The organism is Natronospirillum sp. (assembly GCF_022565775.1).
Lineage (GTDB): Bacteria > Pseudomonadota > Gammaproteobacteria > Pseudomonadales > Natronospirillaceae > Natronospirillum.
Genome location: NZ_JAIUMC010000028.1, coordinates 1 through 21580, shown reverse-complemented (window position 1 = coordinate 21580; position 21580 = coordinate 1). Strand labels below are relative to the sequence as shown.

Genomic DNA, 21580 nt, shown 5'->3' with positions numbered 1-21580 from the left:
GCCTGGCAGACATTCTGAGGGGGAGTGAAATCAATGGATTTCGAACAGTTGTTGCGCATTATGGTCGACAAGCAGGCATCCGACCTCTTCGTGACGGCCGGCGTGCCCCCCAGCCTGAAGGTCAATGGCAAGATCGTGCCCATTACCAAGCAGCCGCTCAGCCCGGAGCAGACCCGCGAGATGGTGCTGTCGGTGATGACCGAAAAGCAGCGTCGCGAGTTCCAGGCCTCGCAAGAATGCAACTTCGCGATCAGCGCCCGGGGCATCGGCCGCTTTCGTGTGAGCGCCATGCACCAGCGCAACCTGGCTGCCATGGTGCTGCGCCGCATTGAAGTGAACATCCCCAAGATCGACGAACTGCGCCTGCCCGACGTACTCAAGCAACTGGCCATGACCAAGCGCGGCCTGGTGATTTTCGTCGGTGCCACCGGCGCCGGTAAGTCAACCTCGCTGGCGGCCATGCTGGGGCATCGCAACGAGCACTCGCGCGGCCATATCATCAGCATCGAAGACCCGATCGAATTCATCCACCAGCACCGGGGCTGCATTGTCACCCAGCGTGAAGTGGGCATTGATACCGACAGCTTCGAGGTTGGCCTGAAAAACGCCCTGCGCCAGGCTCCCGATGTCATCATGATCGGTGAGGTGCGCACCCCGGAAACCATGTCTTACGCGATTTCTTTCGCCGAGACCGGGCACCTGTGTCTGGCCACCCTGCACGCCAACAATGCCAACCAGGCGCTGGACCGGATCATGCACTTCTTCCCGTCCGACAAGCAGCGTCAGCTCTGGATGGACCTGTCGCTGAACCTGCGCGCCATTGTGGCGCAGCAACTGGTGCCGACACCGGATGGCAAGAGTCGGCGCGCCGCCATCGAGGTGCTGCTGAATACGCCGCTGGTGGCCGACCATATTCGCAAGGGCGAAGTGCATCTGCTGAAAGATCTGATGGCGAAAAGCAATGATGTGGGCATGCAGACGTTCGACCAGCACCTGTTCGAGCTCTACTCTGCCGGTGAGATTACGTACGAGAATGCATTGTCGCATGCCGACTCTGCCAATGATCTGCGCCTGATGATCAAGCTGGCGCAGGAGTCCGACCCCGAGCATTTGCAGGGCAGGGCGGCGTCACTGACCATTGAGGGTGATGACCGGCGCTACTGAGGCGGCCGGCTGAACGTTTTACGGAGGATCAGGTCTGATGAGGACTGTACACACAAGGAGCAGTAAAACGACAACGGCCGGACGGGTGTCCGGGCGCACGATGTCGGCACTGCTGGTGTTGGTACTGAGTCTGAGCCTGAGCCTGACCGCCGCGGCCGGTGCGTTTCGCCATGACCTGAGCACGGACCTGGTCGGCTGGGGCTTTCTGAATCCCAATATTTCCTATGACAACCGCATCAGCAACCATTTCAGCCTGGGTGCCGACCTGTCTTTCAATGCGAAAGACCTGAGTGACGGCATCGTGCTCAGTCCACACCTTCGTTATTACCCGACCGGAGCCTTCCGGGAGGGGTATCTGGCCCAGGTCGGCGGCTACCTGCCGACGGAGGGTGATCTTCTGCTGGAAGGGGGTCTGGGCTATTCGGTCTGGGTAGACCGGATGCACCTGACGCCGGTCGGGCTGGTGCGCCATGACCTGTCCTGGCAGATTCGTCTGGAAATCGGCTACGGCTGGTACTGATCGCTCAGCCTTTGCGCTCGAAAATAAGATCCCACACACCGTGTCCCAGGCGCTGCCCGCGCTGTTCAAACCGGGTTTCCGGCCTGAAGTCGGGCCGCCCGCTCAGGTAGCCACCGGAGGTGGCCGTATTGGTGAAGTCCGGCGCGGCTGACAGCACCTCGAGCATGTGCTCGGCATAGTTTTCCCAGTCGGTGGCCAGATGTATCCAGCCGCCGGGTACCAGTTTGCGTGCCAGCAGGCTGACAAATTCCGGCTGGACAAGACGCCGCTTGTGATGACGCTTCTTGTGCCAGGGGTCGGGGAAGTAGATCTGCACACGATCCAGAGCACCGTCGGCAATCTGCTGCTCCAGAATGGTCACGGCGTCGTCTTTCATCACGCGCAGATTGTGGATATCGGCGTCATGGGCTTGGTTGATCAGTCGGCCGACGCCCGGCAGGTGTACTTCGATGCCGATGAAATCCCGTTCCGGAGCCTGCTGCGCCATGGCCAGCAACGAGTCCCCCATGCCAAAGCCGATCTCCAGAGTGACCGGTGCCTGGCGACCGAAGACGGCAGGCAGGTCCAGCGGGCGGCCGTCGGCTTCCAGGCCATAGTGCTGCCACTGTTCTTCCAGCGCTCGTTGTTGCCCGGGGGTCATTCTGCCGGTGCGCATGACAAAGCTGCGTATGCGCCGCAAGGGCTTGTTCAATCCATCTGTCATCAGGTTGTCAGTCTTCAGGTAGAGAGGGTTTTCCAGGCCAGCCAGAGCCAGCCGGCAATCATCACCAGGCCGCCGAGCGGCGTGATGAACACCAGGGGGCGAAAGTGCAGCAGGAGCCAGCCGAACAGGCTGAAAGAGAACAGAACGGCACCCAGCAGCATGATCCAGCCGGCACTGACCAGCGGCAGACGGGCCGACAAGCCAATGGCGACGGCAGCCAGCACATGCCACATCAGATAACGGGTAGCGGTGTCCCAGGTGACCAGTTGCTCAGGGGAAAGGCGGTCCTGCATGGCGTGGCCGCCGAGGGCACCCAGAGATACCCCCAGCGCGCCCAGAACGGCGGCCACGGCGAGCAGAGTGGCTGGAGCCGACATGCGTCGGCTCAGGCCGTCAGTTCGGTTTCGCCAATGGCGCGACGAATTTTCTTCATCGCGTTCTTTTCAAGTTGGCGGATGCGCTCTGCCGAAACACCGTAGCGGTCGGCCAGCTCATGCAGGGTGCTCTTGCGATCACCCAGCCAGCGCGCGCCGAGAATATCGCGGCTGCGCTCGTCCAGATCTTCCAGAGCGGCATAAAGTCGCTCTTGCACGTCTTCCGCCGCATCGGCTCTTTCGACCTGACCGGCCGGGTCAGAGCTGACATCGAACAGAAACTGCTCGGGTGCAAAGGCGGCATCGTCATCGTCGTTGTCCGACTCGAAGGTGGCGTCATGAGCGGCCAGCCGGCCTTCCATATCATAGACGGTCGACTCTTTGACCCCTAGGTCTTCTGCGATTGCCTTGGCCTCGGTCGGATTCAGCCAACCCAGGCTCTTCTTGGCGCTGCGCAGGTTGAAGAACAGCTTGCGCTGGGCCTTGGTGGTGGCAATTTTCACGATGCGCCAGTTGCGCAGAATGTATTCGTGAATTTCCGCCTTGATCCAGTGCACGGCAAAAGACACCAGGCGCACACCCACTTCAGGATTGAAGCGCTTGACGGCCTTCATCAGGCCCACATTGCCTTCCTGAATCAGGTCGGCCTGCGGCAGGCCATAGCCTGAGTAGGAGCGGGCAACATGCACCACAAAACGCAGGTGCGAGAGCACCAGTTGGCGGGCAGCGGCCAGATCGTTGTCGTAGTAGAAAGCCTCGGAGAGACTGCGCTCTTCTTCAGCAGACAGCACTGGCACGCTGTTGACCGCCTGGATATAGGATTCCAGGTTGGCCCCAGGGCTCATGGTATCGACAGCCAGGGTCGGTAAGTGCTTGTACATGGCTTTCCAGTGACCTCTATAAAAACGTTGCATTCATTACTGCAGTGATTATACCAGAATTGTGAGATTTACAATATCCCGAGCGACCCCAAAGGGTCGCTTTCCAGTCCTTTTGCAGAGTGTCCCGATTACGCAATCAGATCGGATTCGGTTCAATGCTGGCGATGCGTCGTGACACGGTCAGCCAGGCGCTGGTGATGCTGAGCACCACGGCGGCACCAATCAGCCCGAGGGCCTCTGGCGCGGTCAGTGAGCGCAACCGCAGCGTGGTGCCATAGCTGGCCGCCAGGGTGTCCACTGGCCCGGACAGCAGCGCCAGGCTACCCCAGGTCAGTCCGCAGGCGACCACACCGCCGAACAGGCCATACCAGAAGCCCATGTACAGGAAGGGGCGGCGCACAAAGCTCTGCGTCGCGCCGACCAGTTTGACCACCATGATTTCATCCCGTCTGGCTTCGGTTGCCATGCGCATGGTGTTGCCGATCACCAGCACCACCGTCAGGCCCAGTACCCCGGAGACCGCGAACAGCGCGCGGTTCAGGACTTCACTGATGCTCTCCAGGCGCTGCACCCATTCGATATCCATCTGCATGTCGGCCACTTCGGGCAGGTTGCCCAGCAGCTCACCGAGAATTTCGATGTCGGTGCGTGTCTGGCTGACCGGGATGACCACAATGGTGGCCGGCAGCGGATTGTTGTCCAGTGACTCCATCACCGGACCCAGGTCCATCCAGGCGGAGAACTCCTGCATGGCATCGTCGCGTGACAGGTACCAGGCATCGCGCACCTCGGGGCGTCGCACCAGGTCTTCGGCCAGGCGGCTGCCGGCTTCGGCAGACAGGCGGTCCTCCAGATACAGCGACACCTGGGCGCCTTCTTGCCACTGCCCGGCCAGTTGTTCGAGATTCTTCTGCGTGACATAGAGCAGTGCCGGCAGCGCGAGTGCCACGGCGATCACCAGCCAGGTCAGGGCGCTGGCGAACGGATGCCGGATAATGTCACCGACACTTTCGCGCAGCAGGTGGCGGTGGTGCAGCAGCCAGGTGCGGCTGTGCAATTCGGTGCGCCGTGTGCCCCGCTTTTTCATGCGGTTGGCCGGACGCCGTCTGGCCTGGTTTTGCGTCTCAGCCATTGCGGATGCCCTCCAGTGCCGAAGACTTCACCAGGTTGCCTTCGCGCAATGTCAGTACCCGGTAGGGCATGCGCGCGATCAGACCCAGGTCGTGGCTGGCAATCATTACCGTGGTGCCGACCCGGTTGAATTCGGCAAACAGATTCATCACCTCGCGCGACAATACAGGGTCCAGGTTACCGGTGGGCTCGTCGGCGAGCAGGATGGCCGGCCGGTTCACCACGGCACGGGCAATGCCGACGCGCTGCTGTTCACCGCCGGAGAGCATCTGCGGGTAATACTTTTCGCGTTGCAGCAGGCCGACCTTGTCCAGCGCGGCGCGCACCCGGCGCTGCATGTCGGCAGGCTGCGCCCCGGCCACGCGCAGGGGCAGGGCGACATTGTCGAAGACGGTGCGGTCCATCAGCAACTGGTGGTTCTGGAAGACCATGCCGATATCACGGCGATAGAACGGCACCTGGCTTTTGGACATTCTGTTCAGCAACTGACCGTTTACCCGGATCTGCCCGGAGGTGGGCACCTCGATGCGGGTGATCAGTTTCAGCATGGTGCTTTTCCCGGCGCCACTGTGCCCGGTCAGAAACACCATCTCGCCCTTTTCGACCTGCATGCTGATGCTGCGCAATGCCTCATGTCCGCCGGCATAGCGTTTGGAGGTCTGGTCGAGAATGATCATGAGCCGGTCTCGTGGTCTGTGTCGGCCGTGGCTGACGGGCCAAACAGAGCCGAACAGAATTCGTCCGCCTTGAACGGACGCAGGTCGGCGGCCTGTTCACCAACGCCGATATAGCGCACGGGCAGGCCAAAATCACGCGCCAGTGCAAAGATAACGCCCCCTTTGGCGGTGCCGTCCATCTTGGTGAGCACCAGGCCGCTGACGCCGACCGTTTCCAGGAACTGACGGGTCTGCGCAATGGCATTCTGTCCGGTGCCTGCATCCAGCACCAGCAGGACCTCGTGCGGCGCTTCCGGGTCCAGCTTGCGCATGACACGCACCACCTTCTCCAGCTCCGACATCAGGTTGTCCTTGTTGTGCAGGCGTCCGGCCGTGTCGGCGATCAGCACATCAGTACCGCGACTTTGTGCCGCCTGCACGGCGTCATAAATCACCGAGGCGCTGTCTGCCCCGGTATGCTGGGCGATGACCGGGACTTCATTGCGCTCACCCCAGGCTTGCAGTTGCTCGACGGCGGCGGCGCGAAAGGTATCGCCAGCGGCGAGCAGCACGGACTTGCCCTCGGCCTTGAATTGATGCGCCAGCTTGCCGATGGTCGTGGTCTTGCCCACGCCGTTGATGCCCACCATCAGGATGACAAAGGGTTTGTGAGTACTGATGTCCAGTGGCTCACTGACCGGTGTCAACAGGCCGGTGAGCTGTTCCTGCAGGGCATTGCGCAGCCCCTCGGCGTCATTGAGCACCTGGCGCTTTACCTGGTCGGTCAGCGCATCGATGATCTCGCGGGTGGCCGTCATGCCGACATCGGCGCTGAGCAACTGGGTTTCGATATCTTCCAGCAGCTCTTCGTCAATTTCCTTGCGGCCCAGGAACAGGCTGGTCAGTCCGTCCGTCAGTTGGGCGCGTGTTTTGCCCAGCCCATCCAGCAGGCGGCCGAAAACGGACGCCTGCGTGTCTTCTTCGGGCACGGCCGCGCCCTTCTCTTTGCTTTTGCCAAATCCAAACATGCGGGGTGTTTCCGGGAAATGCTGGCGCCCAATGCTATCAGAATGCAGAATGTAGCAAAACTGAATCCATAGCCTGCTGATGAGTCCCAGCCCTCAATACAGTCCCTACAAGAAACCCTTTTTCGGTCGCCGCTTTCTGTGGCTGCTGATCTTCATCCTGATACCCGTGATTGCCCTGCTGAACAATCTGGGGCCGTCGGAGGCTTTTCTGGTCGACCCGGTGGACGGCGAGGTACGCACAGAGTTCGACGTGGCGCAGTTGCCGGTGCGGCAGGATGAGTTCGCCGGCCTGCGGGTGACCTGGGTTGATCTGCCGGACAGCGGACAGGTTCGCGTCACGGTGCTGAGCGACCGGCAACCCCTGGAGGTCTCTCCGGCGCCGGGCGACACTCATCTGGAGGTCACGGCCCGACACGGCCTGATGGTCTCCACCCTGACCATGCCGCTGACCACCGGGGCGCTGCAGGACGGCACCCGGTTTCTCAGTCAGTGGCTGCCGGCGAACACGGCACAGACTCGCCTGGTGGTCACTGGCGACCTGACACCGGAGCGGGTAGAGGAAATTGCCAGTCGCGTGGCCAGCGCGGACGCCCCGGGCGCAGCGCTGCAGATCAGCCGCCCGGCAGCAGTGACCCGCCTAACCAGCCCGGCGCCCGGCACCGAGGGCTACCTGCATTTTGCCCTGGCCATGGAACTGCTCAGCGAGCGCCTCGACGGTTACAACGCCCGGCTGACCTGGAGCCACCGTACCCGGGACAGCGAAGCCTTGCTCAACACCAGCCTGGATGCCAGCCAGCGCCGAGTGCCGGACGAACAGGACTTTCTGGCACTGCGCGAAGACTGGGTTGACGCACATACGGATCAGCGCCGATCTGTTGACTACATTCACGGCCAACTGCTGACGCTGACCGCATTCGATGTCACCCCGGATCATCTTACCGGGCGGGCCGAACGGCTGGCAAACCTCGACTACGAGACATTCCGGAGCCTTTGGGAGCAGTGGTTTGAGCGCTCGTAAACGCTCGCGCACTGCACCCCGCAGCCAGCAGGCACTGCGCCTGACCGGTGGCGAGTGGCGGGGCAGGAAACTGGTCTTCCGGCCGACAGAGGGTTTGCGGCCCACCCTGTCACAAGGCCGTGAGCGCCTGTTCAACTGGCTGCAGGCGGATATTGCCGGCCGCCGGGTGCTGGATGCCTTTGCCGGCAGCGGCATTCTGGGCCTGGAGGCGCTGAGCCGTGGCGCCGCAGAAGTGAGTTTTGTCGAACAGGATCGCACGGCCGCGCTGATGATTCGTGAGCACCTGCAAACTCTGGGCGCCGGTGCGCGCGGTCAGGTGCACTGCACCGATGCGCTCGGCTGGATGCGCGCTGTCAGCGCACCGTTTGACGTGATACTGCTGGACCCGCCCTTTGCCAACGACCTGTTTCAGCGCTCGATCGACACCCTGGCCGCCTCGGGCTGTGTCGGCCCGGGGTCGCTGATTTATCTGGAAACCCCGCGCGACTTTGCCCCGGCCTGGCCGGCCCAATGGGCTACGCTGAAAGAGACCCGCAGCGGCAGTATCTGCCAGCACCTGTGTCGGGTTGCCAACACCGACAGCACTAACGGAGCCTGACCATGTCTGACCCAACCGACCTGCAGCAGCGATTCGAGGCCCAGAAAGCCGCGTTTGCCCGCGATCTGGCAGCGCATGGCGGGCCGCCGCTTGCCGTGCGCAAGAGTCGCCTGCGACTGCTGCGTCGACTGGTGGCCGAGAATCAGGACTGGCTCTGTGAGCGGCTGGCGGAGGATTTCGGCCACCGCAGTCACGACGAGACCCGGTTGGCGGAAATTCTGCCCACGCTGCTGGGCATTGATCATGTGTTGCGACGCCTGCATCGCTGGATGCGCCCGAGCAAACGCCGCACTCCCTGGCTGCTGCAGCCGATCCGGGCCGAGGTGCGCTATCAACCCAAGGGCGTCGTGGGCATCATCGTGCCGTGGAATTATCCCCTGTCTCTGGCCGCGGGTCCGCTGCTGGATGCGCTGGCGGCAGGAAACCGGGTGATGATCAAGATGCCGGAGGCGCTGCCCGGATTTTCGGCTGGCCTGGCGCAGTTGATCGAACGCTATTTCGAGCCGGATGTGGTGACGGTGGTGGAAGGGGATGTCGCGGTGGCGCAGGCGTTCAGCGCATTGCCGTTCGACCATCTGCTGTTTACCGGGTCGACAACGGTCGGGCGCCAGGTGATGGCGGCCGCAGCGAAGAACCTGACGCCCGTATCGCTGGAACTGGGAGGCAAGTCACCGGCGTTTGTGGCGGCCAGCGCCAACCTGCGCCTGGCGGCGCGCCGCATTGCCTTCGCCAAGGGGCTGAACGCCGGGCAGACCTGTGTCGCCCCTGACTATGTGCTGGTGCCGGAGCACCGGTGCGGTGCATTTATCGAGCATTTCGTTGCGGCGGTGCGCGAATTCTGGCCGGAGTACCAGACCAACGAAGACTACACGGCAGTTATCAATCGACACCATAATGAGCGACTGTGTGCGCTGCTCGAGGCTGCCGAAGCCGGCGGTGCCAAACTGCATGGAATCGATCATCTGCCGAAAGACTGGCTGCAGGATCGTCGCCTGCCGGTTGTGGCGTTGACCGACGTGCCCGCAGACAGCGCTCTGTTGGAGGAGGAGATTTTCGGACCCTGGCTGCCGATAGTGACCTATCGACAGGAAGCCGAAGGCATTGCCTTCATGCGAGACCGGCCACTGCCACTGGCCCTCTACTATTTCGGCACGGACAGGAAGAGCCGCGAGGATGTCATCTGTGCCATGCCGAGCGGCGGTGTCACGGTCAACAATGCATTGTTGCATTCGGCACACCCCCAGCTTCCGTTTGGCGGCATAGGCCCATCGGGCATGGGGGCCTATCACGGTATCGAAGGGTTCCGTACCTTTTCGCACGCCAGATCCGTGATCTACAGCGGGCGAATGAGCAGCCTGAACTGGCTCTATCCGCCCTATGGCCGTCAGGTTCATCAATGGGTGCGGCGTTGGCTGCTGCGTTGAGTTGACCGGAACTTTCGCGGTACTATCCTGAGCGCCTGCTCGTCAACCGGCCCAGATCCGAGTGCAATCCGGTCTGTGGCGGGTTGTCCATTACAAAGCCAATAAGCAAAGAGAGCCCGCCATGGTAACCATCGTCTACCCCGGAACTTTCGACCCCATTACCAATGGCCACCGTGATCTGGTGGAGCGGGCCGGCAAGTTGTTCGATCGCGTGGTGGTGGGTGTGGCAGCCAGCCCCAAGAAGCGTCCGCTGTTTACCCTGGACGAGCGGGTGGAGCTGACGCGCATCGTGCTGGACGACATTCCTAATGTGGAGGTGTGCGGGTTCAGCAACCTGCTGGTAGATTTTGTGCGTGACCAGGATGCCACAGCCATTCTGCGCGGCCTGCGCGCCGTCTCCGATTTCGAATACGAGTTCCAGTTGGCCAACATGAACCGGGCTCTGGTTGATGGCATGGAAAGCCTGTTCCTGACGCCGGCCGAGCACTATTCCTTCATTTCTTCGACCCTGGTGCGCGAAGTCTCCCTGCTGGGGGGCGATGTGTCCAAGTTCGTGCATCCGGCCGTGGCCACTGCACTGCGCGAGAAGGGCAGCCAGGATGACACCTGAAACGACACTGTTATGGCCCTGCTGATTACCGACGCCTGTATTGCCTGCGATATCTGCGAGCCCGAATGCCCGAATGAGGCGATCAGTGCAGGTGATCCTTACGTGATCGACCCTGAACGCTGCACCGAATGCGTGGGTCACTATGACGCGCCTCAGTGTCAGCAGGTGTGCCCGGTCGACTGCATCCCGGTCGACCCGGAGCGGATTGAATCGCACGCCACGCTGGAAGCCCGCTATCAGCGCCTTTGCGCTGCATCCTGAAACTGCTACGAATTGCCCAGACGCTGGCGCAGCGGTCGGACGTGCCGGCGACTGACCGGTAACCGGTCGCCATTGCGCAATACCACCTGATACTGGCCATCCTCCCGTTGCAGTGACTCGAGCGCCGCCAGCCCGATCAGGTGGGCTCGATGAATACGCACCAGTGCCTGAGGGTAGAGCTCTTCCCACTCCTTCAGCGGCCGGTCACTGACATGCTCATGTTCATCGGTGACCACCCTGACCCAGCGACTCTCGGCCGTGCAGCAGCAGATGCTGTCCAGGGCCACATGATCACCGGTACCGTCGGCATTGATCGGTACCCGCGGGTTCAGTTGCCGGGCCTGCAGGCGGTTCTGCCGCTGGGCCCGTTCCAGTGCCGTGCGCAACTCGTCGGCCTTGACTGGCTTGAGCAGATAACCATCGGCCCCCTGCTGAATGGCGGGCAGCGCATAATCGGCCCAGGCGGTGGTCATGATGACCGCCGGGGGGCTGGTCAGTTGGCTCAGGCTCTGCAGCCAGTCCAGCCCGGTTTGTCCGGGCATTTCAATATCCAGCAGCACTACTTCTACCGGCGGGCGAGCCTGTGCCAGTGCCGCTTCCGCGGCCGGCACCGAGGCCGCAGTGATAATCTGGTCTGCCGGGACCAGGTCAGTCAGCAGCGCTGCCAGCCGGTCGCGGGCCAGGGGTTCGTCGTCGACTATCAGAATGGTCATCGGCGTTTCTTCTTGCGCACGGGGTCCGGCTGCAGACGCAAGGTGATCTGGGCCACGAAATGGTCTGCCTCCAGACGGGTACTGAGTTGAAAATCCGCACCCAGCAGCGACTCACCACGAGCGCGCAGGGTCGACAGGGCGAATCGGTTGCCCGCGGCGGCCGGCGTGTCGGGCAGCGGGTTCTTGACCCGAATCATCCAGACCCGGACCGCCGCATTGATGTCGATATGCACGGTGCCCCCGTCGGTGCTCGGCGCAATGCCGTGCTTGACCGCATTTTCCACCAGCGGCTGCAGGCTGAGCATGGGTACCCGCTCTTCAAGCAGGCGGTCATCCACATCCCAGGCGATTTGCAGACGGTCACCGAAACGCGCCTGTTCCAGCCAGACATAGGCCCGGGTCAGATCCAGTTCTTCGCGCAATGTAATCAGTGACTGCTGCGAGCGCAGACTGGCGCGCATCAGGTCGGCCAGGTGCTCCACGGCCTGCTCTGCCCGCTGCGGGTCCTGACGAATCAGCGCCGCCACCGAGTTCAGTGCATTGAATAGAAAATGCGGATTGAGTCTCGCCTGCAGCGCATCCAGTTCGGCCTGAGTCGTGGCCTGCTGACGCAGGGTCAGCGCATTCTGCAGATACCAGTAGCGCAGCAGCAGGCCGGAAAATATCAGCACGGCGGCCACCTGCATCAAGACGGTTTCCGGGCTGCCGACCGCCTGCAGCGGGAACAGCCAGCCATAGAGGCGATGGCCGGCAGCCAGCGCCAGGATACCCAGCGCCGACAGAACGCCCCAGTAGAGCGCCCAATGGCGCCGGGTCTGCCCATCGACCCCCCGGCGCTGCAGCCAGCACAGGCAGGCCAGGCCCACCAGACCTACCCAGTGGCAGAACAGAGAGGCCAGCGCCAGATGCAACCAGAAGGCATCAGGCCCCAGCAGCAGGGCAATGACCAGCCCCAGCAGTTGTGCCATCAGCACCACAAACCACACCGTGTTGTCCGAACACAGTGTACTGCTGCCAATCGCGGCGGCTGTTTTTACCTGCATGGGCTCTGGTTCTGTTATCTGCCGGTTGTCACCTTACGATAAGGCGTTTGCAGCGGTACGCCAAGTGGGGCGGCAAAGCTGCTGATTGGGGTTGGCCCCGGTGTTGCGTATAATGGCGCCTGCCTTAACCCCTTGCGGAGTTCCGAAATCATGTCTACACCCTCGACCAACGTCCAGTGGGGCGGTCGCTTCAGCGAATCCACGGATGCCTTTGTAGCGGAGTTTACCGCCAGTGTCGGCTTTGATCGCCGCCTGTACCGCTACGACATTGAGGGCTCCATTGCCCATGCCAGCATGCTGGGCAAGGTCGGGGTGCTGACCCATGACGAGCGGGATCAGATCCTCGACGGTCTGAAAGCCGTCATGGCGGATATCGAAGCCGGCACCTTCGAGTGGTCCGTGGCACTGGAAGACGTGCACATGAATGTCGAGAAGGCGCTCACCGACAAGATTGGCCCCGTGGGCAAGAAGCTGCATACCGGCCGCTCGCGCAACGACCAGATTGCTACCGATATCCGATTGTACCTGCGCGACGAGCTGGACCACCTGATGGCAGAGCTGACCCGATTGCAAACCGGGCTGATCGATCTGGCGGCGCAGGAAGCCGACACCATCATGCCCGGTTTCACGCATTTGCAGACCGCGCAGCCCGTCACCTTCGGTCATCATCTGCTGGCCTGGAACGAGATGCTGGAGCGCGACTTCAGCCGCCTGCATGACTGCCGGGTCCGCATGAATGTGATGCCGCTGGGCGCCGCCGCTCTGGCCGGCACCACCTATCCGATCGACCGCCAGTTCACCGCCGATCTGCTGGGTTTCGACCGGCCGAGCGAGAACAGTCTGGACAGTGTCTCGGACCGCGACTTCGCCATTGAATTCAGTGCCGCAGCCTCGCTGATCATGATGCATCTGTCACGGATGTCGGAAGAGCTGGTGCTGTGGACCTCGGCCCAGTTCAACTTCGTCGAATTGCCGGATCGTTTCTGTACCGGTTCGTCGATCATGCCGCAAAAGAAGAATCCGGATGTGCCGGAACTGGTGCGTGGCAAGAGCGGACGCATATTTGGCCACCTGATGTCGCTGCTGACGCTGATGAAGTCGCAGCCGCTGGCCTACAACAAGGACAATCAGGAAGACAAGGAACCCGTCTTCGATACCGTCGACAACCTGAGTGGCTGCCTGCGTGCCTTTGCCGACATGGTGCCCTTTATCGAGGCCAATCGTGACAGCATGAAGAGCGCCGCCATTCGCGGCTACTCCACCGCCACCGACCTGGCCGACTATCTGGTGAAGAAGGGCATGCCGTTCCGCGATGCGCATGATGTGGTGGGCAAGTCCGTGGCCTATGGCCTGCAAACCGGCAAGGATCTGTCGGAGATGACACTGGCTGAGCTGCAGCCCTTCAGCGACACCATCGGCGACGACGTGTTCGAGGTGCTGACCCTCGAAGGCTCGGTGGCCGCCCGCGATCATCTTGGCGGCACCGCACCGGCACAGGTCAAGGCGGCGGCAGAGCGCGCCAGAGCGAGGCTGGAAGAGCGCTAGCGCTCTCCAGTCAGGCGCTCATGCACCGCTTGCCAGAATGACCACGCCATCCTCGTCGGCCACCACGGTATCGCCGGGGTTTACCTGAGTGCCTTCAATGCGGATGGGCAGGTCGACATGGCCTTCGCCTCGGCGCTGGGACTTGCGCGGAATGGTGCCCAGCGCCTTGACGCCGAGGTCCAGCTCGGCCAATTCTGCCCGATCTCTAACCAGCCCGAAGATGACCGCCCCCGCCCAGCCGTTGTCGACCAGATCCTTGGCGATCATGTCGCCCAGCAGGGCACAGCGCAGACTGCCGCCGCCGTCGACCACCAGCACCCTGCCGTGGCCGGGAGTGGCGCTGAGTTCCTTGATGCGGGAGTTGTCTTCAAAGCACTTGATGGTCACCGCCGGGCCCTGAAAGCGGATGCGACCGCCAAAATCTTTCAGGGTTGCGGGCAGCACACCCAGCGCTTCTTCATGCTCGTCATAGAGGTCGCAGGTCGCAGTGAAGGTCATGTCTATCTCCTGAAGTTGCATTGATTCGCACTTTACCGGTTGTGCCTCGGGCTGTCGCGTACCCGTGCCGTCTGTGCTAACTTGCAGCGATTATTTTGACTCCGGCAGGCTGCAGTATGACCGACTCTCAAGTGCCTTCGCGCTGGCTGGCCTATGGCCTGCTGTGTGCAACGACCCTGTTCTGGGGCGGCAATTTTGTACTGGGTCGGGCGGTCTCGGCGGACATTCCTCCGGTTGCCCTGGCCTGGTGGCGCTGGGTGCTGGCCCTGCTGGTCATCCTGCCTTTTGCTGCCCGCCCGCTATGGCAGTTGCGTCCGGTACTGGTGCGCGAGTGGCGTTATCTGCTGGCAGTGTCGATTCTCAGCGTGACCATCTTCAACACCTTTGTGTATCTCGGCCTGCAGACATTGCCGGCGACCAATGCCGTGCTGCTGCTGTCTTCCGGGCCGGTGCTGATACTGCTGTTCACTTGGCTGCTGTTCGGTGAGGCCATGTCAGTGCGACAGTTGCTGGGTACAGCGGTGTCGATTGCCGGCGTGATATTGATTGTCACCGAGGGCCAGCCCACCGAGTTGTTCAGTGCCTTTCGTGGCGGCAGTGGCAACCTCTGGATACTGGCGGCCGTGATCAGTTGGTGTCTCTATTCGGTTCTGTTGCGCCGCCGACCGGCAGAGATCGGCGGCACGGCCTTTTTTGCGCTGACCGCGCTGGTGGGCTGGATCGTGCTGACACCGCTGTTTCTGCATGAGCACTTTGTGCAGGACAGGGTCATGGACTGGAACACGACAACACTGCTCAGTATCGGCTATGTGGGTCTGTTTGCCAGTGTGGTGGCGTTCCTGTTCTGGAACCGGGGGGTGCAGATACTGGGTCCGGGCAGTGCGGGCTACTTTATCAATCTGATACCCGTCTGGGCGCTGCTGTTGGCAACCCTGCTGCTCGGCGAACGCCTGCTGCCGTTCCACTGGGTGGGGATGGTGTTTATCTTCAGCGGCATTGCCCTGGCGACGCTGATCCGAAAGTCCCCGAAACCTGTGACACCCTGATCAGATCAGGTTGTGCTCCAGGGCGTATTTAGTCAGTCCGGCCGTGCTCTGAATGCCCAGCTTCTGTTTGATGTTGTAGCGGTGGGTCTCTACCGTCCGCACGCTGATGCTCAAGGTGCGTGCGACTTCCTTGTTGGCATACCCCAGCGCGATCAGGTGCAGAACCGCTTCTTCCCGCTTGCTCAGTGCTTCCCTGGGGTGGCCGTCGGATTCCGGCTCATGAAACAGCGCCTGGCTGGCGCCTGAACTGAAGTAGGTGTTGCCCTGATGCACCGTCTCGATGGCCTTGATCAGCTCATGGGATGACACATCCTTGAGCACGTAGCCCGAGGCCCCGGAGCGGATCAGTGGCAGAATGTACTCTCGGTCGTCATGCATGCTGAGCATCAGGACACGCACGTCCGGCAGCTCTTCGCGAAAGCGCGGCATGGCTTCAAGGCCCGAGAGTACTGGCATGGAAACATCCATGATGACCACGTCCGGCTTGAGCTGATGCGCCAGTTCAAGCGCCTCTTCACCATTGTGGGCCTTGCCGACAATATCGATATGGTCTTCTGTGGCCAGCCTGGCTGCCAGACCATCCAGTACCAGCAGATGGTCGTCGGTCAGCAGGACTCTGATCAGGGGCTGTATCTCCGTCATGGCATCTCTTTGTTGTTCAAGGTTGCGGATCAAACAGTTTGCGCCCACCCCTGCTTGGTAGGCAGCACTGCGCGCACTTCGGTGCCCAGGCCAGGGGAGGTATGCAGATTGAGTCGCCCACCTACGACCTCCACGCGTTCACGCATATTGACCAGGCCAATACCCTTGGTCTGACCTCGTTTCAGGTCAAACCCACTGCCGTTGTCGCGCACTTCGAAATATATTCTATCCTGTTGCTGGCTCACACTGATACAGACTTGAGTGGCGCGGGCATGCTTTTCAATATTGTTCAGGCACTCTTGAGCGATCCGATAGATGGTAATTTCCACTTCATCCGAAAAAGTGCCCTCGGCCAATCCATAGTCCAATTGCACTTCAATGCCGGTCAGTTCCTCGAAATGCTCGGCGAGTGCGCGCAGGGCTGGCTTGAGGCCCAGGTCGTCGAGCAATACCGGGCGCAGGTCATGCGAAATCTGGCGCACTTCACGAATGGTCTGATTCAGTACATTGCTGGCGATGTCCAGATCCTGCAGGGCGGGATGGCGGTCACCGGTGCCGTCCAGTTTCTTTTCGGCCAGTTCGATTCTGAATTTCAGTGACACCAGTTGCTGGTTGATGCCGTCATGCAGTTCGCGCGAAAACTTGCGCCGCTCGTTCACCTGCAAGCGCAGGAATTTCTGTACCAGGTCACGCAATTTGCTGTCTGCCAGCCGGTGTTCATGCAGATTGATGGCCAGGCCCAGCAGGACAATCAGTACAACGGTCGCCAGAATAACGGTCATGACGGCAATGAAACTGTTGCGGATGTTGTCATCAAATGAGGCCTTGACCATCTCGACCTCCTCGGCAATGGAGTCGAGATAGAGGCCAGTGCCGAACATCCAGTTCCAGGGTTCAATCAGGTCTGCATAGCCCAGCTTGTCTTCCTGCTCCATCAGGGGAGGCCGTTCCCAGACATAGCGGTGGTAGCCACCGCCACTGTTGGCGGCATCGAGCAGGCCCTGAATCAGCAGATTGCCCTCGCGGTCCTCGAACTCGTAGAGATCTTCCCCGACAAATTCGGGAATGGTGGGATGCACCACATTGATGCCTTCCTGCGTGTAGGCAAAGAAGTAGCCGTCTTCACCAAATGACAGGTTGTGCAGCAGTTGCTTGACCGCCTCCTGAGCTTCGTCATCCGACAATTCCGGGTTTTCAGTGATGTTGCGTATGGCAGAGTTGGCCAGGTCCATCTGCTCTTTGAGTGCCTGCTGCCGGGAATGGGTCAGGTTGTATTCGTAGACGTCGAGCACCTGCTCCGCCAGTTGCCGCGAATGATTGAGACCGAGCACTGACAGAATGCCAGCGGCCACCAGCATGGGCAGGATGGCAAGAAGAATGATTTTTATTTTCAGATTCATGCCGAATTCCGGTAGGGTGAAGGCTGGTTGTTCTTGTTGGTTGGCCCAGTGGCACCAAATTCAGTAGTAATACTGAGTGTTCGCTCGGTGGTATTGCGCTGTTGTTCGGTACTCCCACTAATTGGCATGCGGCGCTGGGCAGACCACGATACTATGTGCAAAATAATCATACAAAAATAATCCTGAGGAATAACGATGCATCTGATGTCGTGGACCGTCCTGGTGATCTCCTGGATCGTCAGAGCGATCTGCAGAGTGAACTGGCTTCTGGGGCAGATCTTCTCTTGGCTGTCACTCGCGATCGTGGTGGTGTGCTTTACTGTTGTGATACAGCGCTACTTCTTTTCCATCAGCCATATCTGGATGCAGGACCTGTTTGTCTGGATGAGTGGCGTGATGTTCATGGGCATTGCGGGCTATGCGCTGCTGACCAATCAGCATGTGCGGGTTGATGTCTTCTATCGTCCTGCTTCCAAGCGCTGGAAAGCGGTTGTGGACATGGTGGGCAGTGTCGTGTTCACCGCACCTTTCGTCTATATCGTGTTCATCTATGGCCTGCCCTATGTGCGCCGCTCCTGGCGCATCATGGAAGCATCCTCCAATTACGGTGGCATGCCGGGGCTCTATATCGTCAAGACCTTTGTTCTGGTGTTTGCAGTCGTTGTCGGGCTGCAGGCCATCGCCATGGTCGGGCGCAGTATCCTGATTCTGTGTGACCGGGAAGACCTGGTGCCGGAATACTTCCGCTACAAAAACGTCGAAAAGCAGGAGGTCTGACCGTGGATCCGGTATTACTCGGTGAGATTCTTGCCCTGATCATGTTCTTCGCCATTATTGGCTTCCTGCTGTTCGGTTTCCCGGTAGCGTTCACGCTGGGCGGCGTTTCAATGCTGTTTGCCCTGATCGGCTACTGGCTGGGTGTATTCGAGCCCCGCATGTTCGGCACGCTGGCCTCCCGCTATGGGGGTATCATGCGCAACGATGTGCTGGTGGCGGTGCCCATATTCATATTTATGGGCATGATGCTGGAGCGTTCCGGTATCGCTGAGCAGTTGCTGATCACCATGGGGCGTCTGTTCCGTACCATGCGCGGTGGTCTGGGCCTGTCGGTGATTATCGTGGGTGCACTGCTGGCGGCCTCCACTGGCGTCGTGGGCGCCACGGTCGTGACCATGGGCTTGCTGTCGCTGCCGGCGATGCTGCGTGCCGGTTATGACCCCCGCCTGTCGAGCGGTGTCATCTGTGCCTCGGGCAGCCTCGGACAGATCATTCCGCCGTCGACGGTGCTGATATTCCTTGGCGACATGATGTCGGGCATCAATCAGCAGGTACAGATGGAGATGGGCAACTTTGCCCCTCAGGTGGTGTCTGTCGGTGATCTGTTTGCGGGAGCCTTCGTGCCCGGCATGATGTTTGTCGGCATCTTCATTTTGTACATGCTGTACAAGGCCTGGCGGGATCCGGCGTCCTGCCCGGCACTGGAAGTGACAGACGAAGAGAAGGCTGCGCTGCTGAAGGATGTATTCGTCAGTCTGGTGCCACCACTGGTGCTCATCTTCGCGGTTCTGGGTTCGATTCTGGGTGGTTTTGCCACCGCCACCGAGTCGGCCTCGGTAGGCGCTGTGGGGGCCATGCTGCTCGCCGCCATGAAGCGCAAGCTGAACCTGGCCAATCTGCGTCATGTCATGATGGCTACGGCTACCACCACCTCGATGATCTTCATTATTCTGGTCGGTGCGTCCGTGTTTGCCCTGGTGTTCCGCACCATGGGCGGTGACGAGCTGGTATCCGATTTCCTGAACGCCCTGCCGGGCGGCAAGGTCGGGGCCATCATCTTCATCATGCTGTTGATGTTCTTCCTTGGCTTCATTCTGGATACCTTCGAGATTATTTTCCTCGTGGTACCCATCACAGCACCTATACTACTGTTCATGGGCGTTGATCCGCTCTGGCTGGGTGTCATCATTGCGGTCAATCTTCAGACCAGCTTCCTGACGCCGCCATTCGGATTCTCGCTGTTCTATCTGCGTGGGGTGGCACCGGATTCGGTAACCACCCGCCAGATCTACGAGGGGGCAATACCGTTTGTCTTATTGCAGATGGTCATCATCGGTTTGTTGGTGGCCTTCCCCGGACTGGTAACCTGGCTGCCTTCCGTGATCCGGTAGCCGCTACAACAATAAAACGAAAGAGGAAAACGATATGAAGCGTCGTGATTTTTTGACCGGCTCTGCTGCGGCAGCCGGTGTAGGTGCCATGGCCATTGGTTCCAAGTCCATCGCTCAGGGCAGTGGTAACCGTACCTGGAGCATGGTTACAACCTGGCCACGCAACTTCCCGGGTCTGGGTGTCGGCGCACAGCGTCTGGCAGATCGCATCACACAAATGTCGGGTGGCCGACTGACCGTTCGTGTTTACTCGGCCGGCGAGTTGGTGCCTGCTCTGGAATCTCTGGATGCGGTCATTGAAGGCTCTGCCGAGATGATGCATGGTGCCGCCTACTACTGGATCAACCGCAGTGAAGGCCTGTCATTCTTCACCGGGGTGCCCTACGGCATGACCTCGCGTGAAATGGCGGCCTGGGTGCGGTACATGGGTGGCCAGGAAATCTGGGATGACATCTATGACCAGTTCGGTGTGAAAGGCTTCCTGTCAGGCGACACGGGCACCCAGGCGGGTGGCTGGTTCCCTGAGGAACTGAAAAGCCTGGACGACATTCAGGGTCTGCGCTTCCGGACGCCGGGGCTGGGTGGTGAAGTCTGGAACCGGATCGGTACTACCACGGTCAACATGGCCGGTGGCGAAATCTTCCAGGCGCTGCAGTCCGGTGCTCTGGATGCGGCCGAGTTCGTTGGGCCCTACAACGACCTGGCGCTGGGCTTCCACCAGATCCACAAGAACTACTACTTCCCGAGCTTCATCGAGCCGGGTCTGGCCACCGAGTGTGTGGTCGACAAGGCCAAGTTCGAAGAGCTGCCGAGTGACCTTCAGCGCATCGTCGAGCTGGCTTGTCAGGCGGAATACGATCAGGTGGCATCAGACTTCTATGCCAACGACCCGATCGCACTGCAGACTCTGGTCAACGACCATGGCGTCATCGTGCGTCAGTTCCCGGAAGATATTCTGGAAGCCGGTGCCAACGCGGCCAAGGAAATCATCATGGAACTGCGTGACAGCAGCGATCCGCTGACTCGCCGTACTACAGAGAGCTTTATCGAGTCTCTGAACCTGCTGCGGGCACGGACCGATGACAACGACCTGACCTTCCTCGAGGCGCGTCGTCGTTACTTCGATCTGACTGACCTGTAAGCGGGTCATTGCCAGAGTAAATGGCGTGATATGAACGGCAGCCCAATGGGCTGCCGTTTTCTTTCTGCCGCATTGAACCGCTATAATCCCCCGCCTCGCCCTGTCGCCAACGATACTTGTTATGTGCCTGATTGCCTTTGCCCTAAACCAGCATCCGGATTACCCGTTGGCCATTGCCGCCAACCGGGATGAGTTCTTTGCCCGTCCCACACAGCCATTGAAAGAATGGCCGGACCATCCGGGCCTGTATGCCGGACGAGACCTGCAGGCCGGTGGCACCTGGCTGGGTGTCTTTCAGTCGACCGGGCGAGTTGCTGCACTGACCAATGTGCGTCAGATTCCTGCACCCGACAGGCGGGGCCCCTCGCGCGGCCAACTGGTGCTGGATGCGTTGCTCGACAGCCGCCCGCTGAGCGAGGTGGTGAAAGGCATTGATGCGAACAAGGATCAGTATCAGGGCTTCAATCTGCTGGTAGCTGACCGCAAAGAAGCCTGGTGCCTGTCCAATCATGCGGACGGCCTGCAACCCCTGTCTTCCGGGGTCTATGGGTTGAGCAACGCCACGCTGGATGTCCCTTGGCCGAAGCTGGTTGAAGCAAGAGACAAACTGCGTGGCTGGCTGGGTGCCCCCACCCAAGTGAAGACCCTGGCTCATCTGCTGGGCGACCCGACACCGGCACCGGACAGCGAACTGCCAGCGACCGGATTGAGCCCGACATGGGAAAAGGCCCTGTCAGCCCAGTTCATTCAGCTCCCTGAATACGGCACCCGCGCCTGCACCGGGCTGATCATCGACCGCCACGGCAACCTGCAACTGCATGAGCAGACGTTCGATGCGCAAGGGCGGGCGGAGACCGAGAATACCGTCAGGTTGGAGGGGTTTTGGTGAATTAGTCGACAGATGACAGTGCACGGTCGACAGTGGGGGCTTGACAGTATTCGGTGGTTTGGCAACGATCGAACTGTCTACTGTCTACTGTCTACTGTCTACTGTCTACTGTCTACTGTCTACTTTC

At 60.6% G+C, this 21580-nt stretch carries 24 protein-coding genes; 13 read left to right on the top strand and 11 right to left on the bottom strand.

Features of this window, described 5'->3' with window-relative positions; all coding sequences use genetic code 11:
- Positions 1–33: 33 nt before the first annotated feature.
- Both LAT62_RS07540 and LAT62_RS07535 read left to right on the top strand, forming a co-directional pair.
- Positions 34–1164 (top strand): PilT/PilU family type 4a pilus ATPase, encoded by a 1131-nt coding sequence (locus tag LAT62_RS07540; protein ID WP_293381383.1) that lies wholly within the window; start codon positions 34–36, stop codon positions 1162–1164.
- Positions 1165–1264: 100 nt separating this feature from the next.
- Positions 1265–1684, top strand: coding sequence for a DUF3575 domain-containing protein (locus LAT62_RS07535; protein ID WP_293381380.1), 420 nt, complete (start codon positions 1265–1267; stop codon positions 1682–1684).
- 4 nt (positions 1685–1688) lie between these two features.
- Here the strand turns inward: LAT62_RS07535 and trmB are convergent, their stop codons facing one another.
- From trmB to ftsY, 6 genes are all read right to left on the bottom strand, one after another.
- On the bottom strand, positions 1689–2387 hold the full coding sequence (gene trmB, locus LAT62_RS07530) for a tRNA (guanosine(46)-N7)-methyltransferase TrmB (protein WP_293381377.1): 699 nt from the start codon (positions 2385–2387) through the stop codon (positions 1689–1691).
- A 14-nt stretch (positions 2388–2401) separates the two neighbouring features.
- Entirely contained in the window at positions 2402–2764 is a 363-nt protein-coding gene (locus tag LAT62_RS07525) for a DUF423 domain-containing protein (RefSeq protein WP_293381374.1), read from the bottom strand.
- An 8-nt stretch (positions 2765–2772) separates the two neighbouring features.
- A complete protein-coding gene (gene rpoH, locus LAT62_RS07520; protein WP_293381371.1) occupies positions 2773–3642 on the bottom strand; it encodes an RNA polymerase sigma factor RpoH in 870 nt (289 codons plus the stop codon).
- A gap of 136 nt (positions 3643–3778) precedes the next feature.
- Positions 3779–4774 carry a permease-like cell division protein FtsX gene (ftsX, locus tag LAT62_RS07515; protein ID WP_293381368.1) on the bottom strand — a complete coding sequence of 332 codons (996 nt, stop codon included), beginning with the start codon at positions 4772–4774 and terminating at the stop codon, positions 3779–3781.
- On the bottom strand, positions 4767–5450 hold the full coding sequence (gene ftsE, locus LAT62_RS07510; protein ID WP_293381365.1) for a cell division ATP-binding protein FtsE: 684 nt from the start codon (positions 5448–5450) through the stop codon (positions 4767–4769). The genes ftsX and ftsE overlap by 8 nt, the downstream gene beginning before the upstream one ends.
- A complete protein-coding gene (gene ftsY, locus LAT62_RS07505; protein ID WP_293381362.1) occupies positions 5447–6457 on the bottom strand; it encodes a signal recognition particle-docking protein FtsY in 1011 nt (336 codons plus the stop codon). Before ftsY ends, ftsE begins: the two co-directional genes overlap by 4 nt.
- 79 nt (positions 6458–6536) lie before the next feature.
- Here ftsY and LAT62_RS07500 point away from each other — a divergent pair, with 79 nt between their 5' ends.
- The 5 genes from LAT62_RS07500 to LAT62_RS07480 all read left to right on the top strand — a co-directional run bounded on the left by LAT62_RS07500 (position 6537) and on the right by LAT62_RS07480 (position 10368).
- The gene (locus tag LAT62_RS07500; RefSeq protein WP_293381359.1) at positions 6537–7475 is read left to right on the top strand and encodes a hypothetical protein; all 939 of its coding nucleotides are present in this window, start codon (positions 6537–6539) and stop codon (positions 7473–7475) included.
- Positions 7462–8073 carry a 16S rRNA (guanine(966)-N(2))-methyltransferase RsmD gene (gene rsmD / locus LAT62_RS07495; protein ID WP_293381356.1) on the top strand — a complete coding sequence of 204 codons (612 nt, stop codon included), beginning with the start codon at positions 7462–7464 and terminating at the stop codon, positions 8071–8073. Before LAT62_RS07500 ends, rsmD begins: the two co-directional genes overlap by 14 nt.
- Before the next feature lie 2 nt (positions 8074–8075).
- On the top strand, positions 8076–9497 hold the full coding sequence (locus LAT62_RS07490) for a coniferyl aldehyde dehydrogenase (RefSeq protein ID WP_293381353.1): 1422 nt from the start codon (positions 8076–8078) through the stop codon (positions 9495–9497).
- 121 nt (positions 9498–9618) lie between these two features.
- Entirely contained in the window at positions 9619–10107 is a 489-nt protein-coding gene (gene coaD / locus LAT62_RS07485) for a pantetheine-phosphate adenylyltransferase (RefSeq protein WP_293381350.1), read from the top strand.
- A 12-nt stretch (positions 10108–10119) separates the two neighbouring features.
- Positions 10120–10368 (top strand): YfhL family 4Fe-4S dicluster ferredoxin, encoded by a 249-nt coding sequence (locus LAT62_RS07480; RefSeq protein WP_293381347.1) that lies wholly within the window; start codon positions 10120–10122, stop codon positions 10366–10368.
- Positions 10369–10373: 5 nt separating this feature from the next.
- Here LAT62_RS07480 and LAT62_RS07475 read toward each other — a convergent pair whose 3' ends face one another.
- A complete protein-coding gene (locus LAT62_RS07475; RefSeq protein WP_293381345.1) occupies positions 10374–11081 on the bottom strand; it encodes a LytTR family DNA-binding domain-containing protein in 708 nt (235 codons plus the stop codon).
- Positions 11078–12124, bottom strand: a complete 1047-nt coding sequence (locus LAT62_RS07470; RefSeq protein ID WP_293381342.1) for a sensor histidine kinase — start codon at positions 12122–12124, stop codon at positions 11078–11080. The genes LAT62_RS07475 and LAT62_RS07470 overlap by 4 nt, the downstream gene beginning before the upstream one ends.
- Before the next feature lie 150 nt (positions 12125–12274).
- Here LAT62_RS07470 and argH point away from each other — a divergent pair, with 150 nt between their 5' ends.
- Positions 12275–13669: an argininosuccinate lyase gene (gene argH, locus LAT62_RS07465; RefSeq protein WP_293381339.1), complete on the top strand. Its 1395-nt coding sequence runs from the start codon at positions 12275–12277 to the stop codon at positions 13667–13669.
- Between the two features lie 18 nt (positions 13670–13687).
- On the opposite strand, the gene rraA is transcribed toward argH, so the two are convergent.
- Complete coding sequence (gene rraA / locus LAT62_RS07460) at positions 13688–14167, bottom strand: ribonuclease E activity regulator RraA (RefSeq protein WP_293381336.1); 480 nt, start codon at positions 14165–14167, stop codon at positions 13688–13690.
- A gap of 116 nt (positions 14168–14283) precedes the next feature.
- Between rraA and LAT62_RS07455 the strand changes: the two genes are divergently transcribed.
- The gene (locus tag LAT62_RS07455) at positions 14284–15213 is read left to right on the top strand and encodes a DMT family transporter (protein ID WP_293381333.1); all 930 of its coding nucleotides are present in this window, start codon (positions 14284–14286) and stop codon (positions 15211–15213) included.
- On the opposite strand, the gene LAT62_RS07450 is transcribed toward LAT62_RS07455, so the two are convergent.
- On the bottom strand, positions 15214–15855 hold the full coding sequence (locus LAT62_RS07450; RefSeq protein WP_293381330.1) for a response regulator transcription factor: 642 nt from the start codon (positions 15853–15855) through the stop codon (positions 15214–15216).
- A 29-nt stretch (positions 15856–15884) separates the two neighbouring features.
- Positions 15885–17255: a cache domain-containing protein gene (locus tag LAT62_RS07445; RefSeq protein ID WP_293381327.1), complete on the bottom strand. Its 1371-nt coding sequence runs from the start codon at positions 17253–17255 to the stop codon at positions 15885–15887.
- 204 nt (positions 17256–17459) lie between these two features.
- Here LAT62_RS07445 and LAT62_RS07440 point away from each other — a divergent pair, with 204 nt between their 5' ends.
- The 4 genes from LAT62_RS07440 (at position 17460) to LAT62_RS07425 (ending at position 21453) form a co-directional block, all read left to right on the top strand.
- Positions 17460–18032 carry a TRAP transporter small permease subunit gene (locus LAT62_RS07440; RefSeq protein ID WP_293381324.1) on the top strand — a complete coding sequence of 191 codons (573 nt, stop codon included), beginning with the start codon at positions 17460–17462 and terminating at the stop codon, positions 18030–18032.
- 41 nt (positions 18033–18073) lie between these two features.
- Entirely contained in the window at positions 18074–19423 is a 1350-nt protein-coding gene (locus tag LAT62_RS07435) for a TRAP transporter large permease subunit (protein WP_293381429.1), read from the top strand.
- Positions 19424–19457: 34 nt separating this feature from the next.
- Complete coding sequence (locus LAT62_RS07430) at positions 19458–20564, top strand: TRAP transporter substrate-binding protein (RefSeq protein ID WP_293381320.1); 1107 nt, start codon at positions 19458–19460, stop codon at positions 20562–20564.
- Positions 20565–20685: 121 nt separating this feature from the next.
- Positions 20686–21453 (top strand): NRDE family protein, encoded by a 768-nt coding sequence (locus LAT62_RS07425; RefSeq protein ID WP_293381317.1) that lies wholly within the window; start codon positions 20686–20688, stop codon positions 21451–21453.
- Positions 21454–21580 lie beyond the last annotated feature (127 nt).

Bases quoted from the DNA above. Each gene is read 5' to 3' on its own strand.
- LAT62_RS07540 (WP_293381383.1), top strand. From the start codon at position 34: ATGGATTTCGAACAGTTGTTGCGCATTATGGTCGACAAGCAGGCATCC.
- LAT62_RS07535 (WP_293381380.1), top strand. From the start codon at position 1,265: ATGTCGGCACTGCTGGTGTTGGTACTGAGTCTGAGCCTGAGCCTGACC.
- trmB (WP_293381377.1), bottom strand. From the start codon at position 2,387: ATGACAGATGGATTGAACAAGCCCTTGCGGCGCATACGCAGCTTTGTC.
- LAT62_RS07525 (WP_293381374.1), bottom strand. From the start codon at position 2,764: ATGTCGGCTCCAGCCACTCTGCTCGCCGTGGCCGCCGTTCTGGGCGCG.
- rpoH (WP_293381371.1), bottom strand. From the start codon at position 3,642: ATGTACAAGCACTTACCGACCCTGGCTGTCGATACCATGAGCCCTGGG.
- ftsX (WP_293381368.1), bottom strand. From the start codon at position 4,774: ATGGCTGAGACGCAAAACCAGGCCAGACGGCGTCCGGCCAACCGCATG.
- ftsE (WP_293381365.1), bottom strand. From the start codon at position 5,450: ATGATCATTCTCGACCAGACCTCCAAACGCTATGCCGGCGGACATGAG.
- ftsY (WP_293381362.1), bottom strand. From the start codon at position 6,457: ATGTTTGGATTTGGCAAAAGCAAAGAGAAGGGCGCGGCCGTGCCCGAA.
- LAT62_RS07500 (WP_293381359.1), top strand. From the start codon at position 6,537: ATGAGTCCCAGCCCTCAATACAGTCCCTACAAGAAACCCTTTTTCGGT.
- LAT62_RS07490 (WP_293381353.1), top strand. From the start codon at position 8,076: ATGTCTGACCCAACCGACCTGCAGCAGCGATTCGAGGCCCAGAAAGCC.
- coaD (WP_293381350.1), top strand. From the start codon at position 9,619: ATGGTAACCATCGTCTACCCCGGAACTTTCGACCCCATTACCAATGGC.
- LAT62_RS07480 (WP_293381347.1), top strand. From the start codon at position 10,120: ATGGCCCTGCTGATTACCGACGCCTGTATTGCCTGCGATATCTGCGAG.
- LAT62_RS07475 (WP_293381345.1), bottom strand. From the start codon at position 11,081: ATGACCATTCTGATAGTCGACGACGAACCCCTGGCCCGCGACCGGCTG.
- LAT62_RS07470 (WP_293381342.1), bottom strand. From the start codon at position 12,124: ATGCAGGTAAAAACAGCCGCCGCGATTGGCAGCAGTACACTGTGTTCG.
- argH (WP_293381339.1), top strand. From the start codon at position 12,275: ATGTCTACACCCTCGACCAACGTCCAGTGGGGCGGTCGCTTCAGCGAA.
- rraA (WP_293381336.1), bottom strand. From the start codon at position 14,167: ATGACCTTCACTGCGACCTGCGACCTCTATGACGAGCATGAAGAAGCG.
- LAT62_RS07455 (WP_293381333.1), top strand. From the start codon at position 14,284: ATGACCGACTCTCAAGTGCCTTCGCGCTGGCTGGCCTATGGCCTGCTG.
- LAT62_RS07450 (WP_293381330.1), bottom strand. From the start codon at position 15,855: ATGACGGAGATACAGCCCCTGATCAGAGTCCTGCTGACCGACGACCAT.
- LAT62_RS07445 (WP_293381327.1), bottom strand. From the start codon at position 17,255: ATGAATCTGAAAATAAAAATCATTCTTCTTGCCATCCTGCCCATGCTG.
- LAT62_RS07440 (WP_293381324.1), top strand. From the start codon at position 17,460: ATGTCGTGGACCGTCCTGGTGATCTCCTGGATCGTCAGAGCGATCTGC.
- LAT62_RS07435 (WP_293381429.1), top strand. From the start codon at position 18,074: ATGTTCTTCGCCATTATTGGCTTCCTGCTGTTCGGTTTCCCGGTAGCG.
- LAT62_RS07430 (WP_293381320.1), top strand. From the start codon at position 19,458: ATGAAGCGTCGTGATTTTTTGACCGGCTCTGCTGCGGCAGCCGGTGTA.
- LAT62_RS07425 (WP_293381317.1), top strand. From the start codon at position 20,686: ATGTGCCTGATTGCCTTTGCCCTAAACCAGCATCCGGATTACCCGTTG.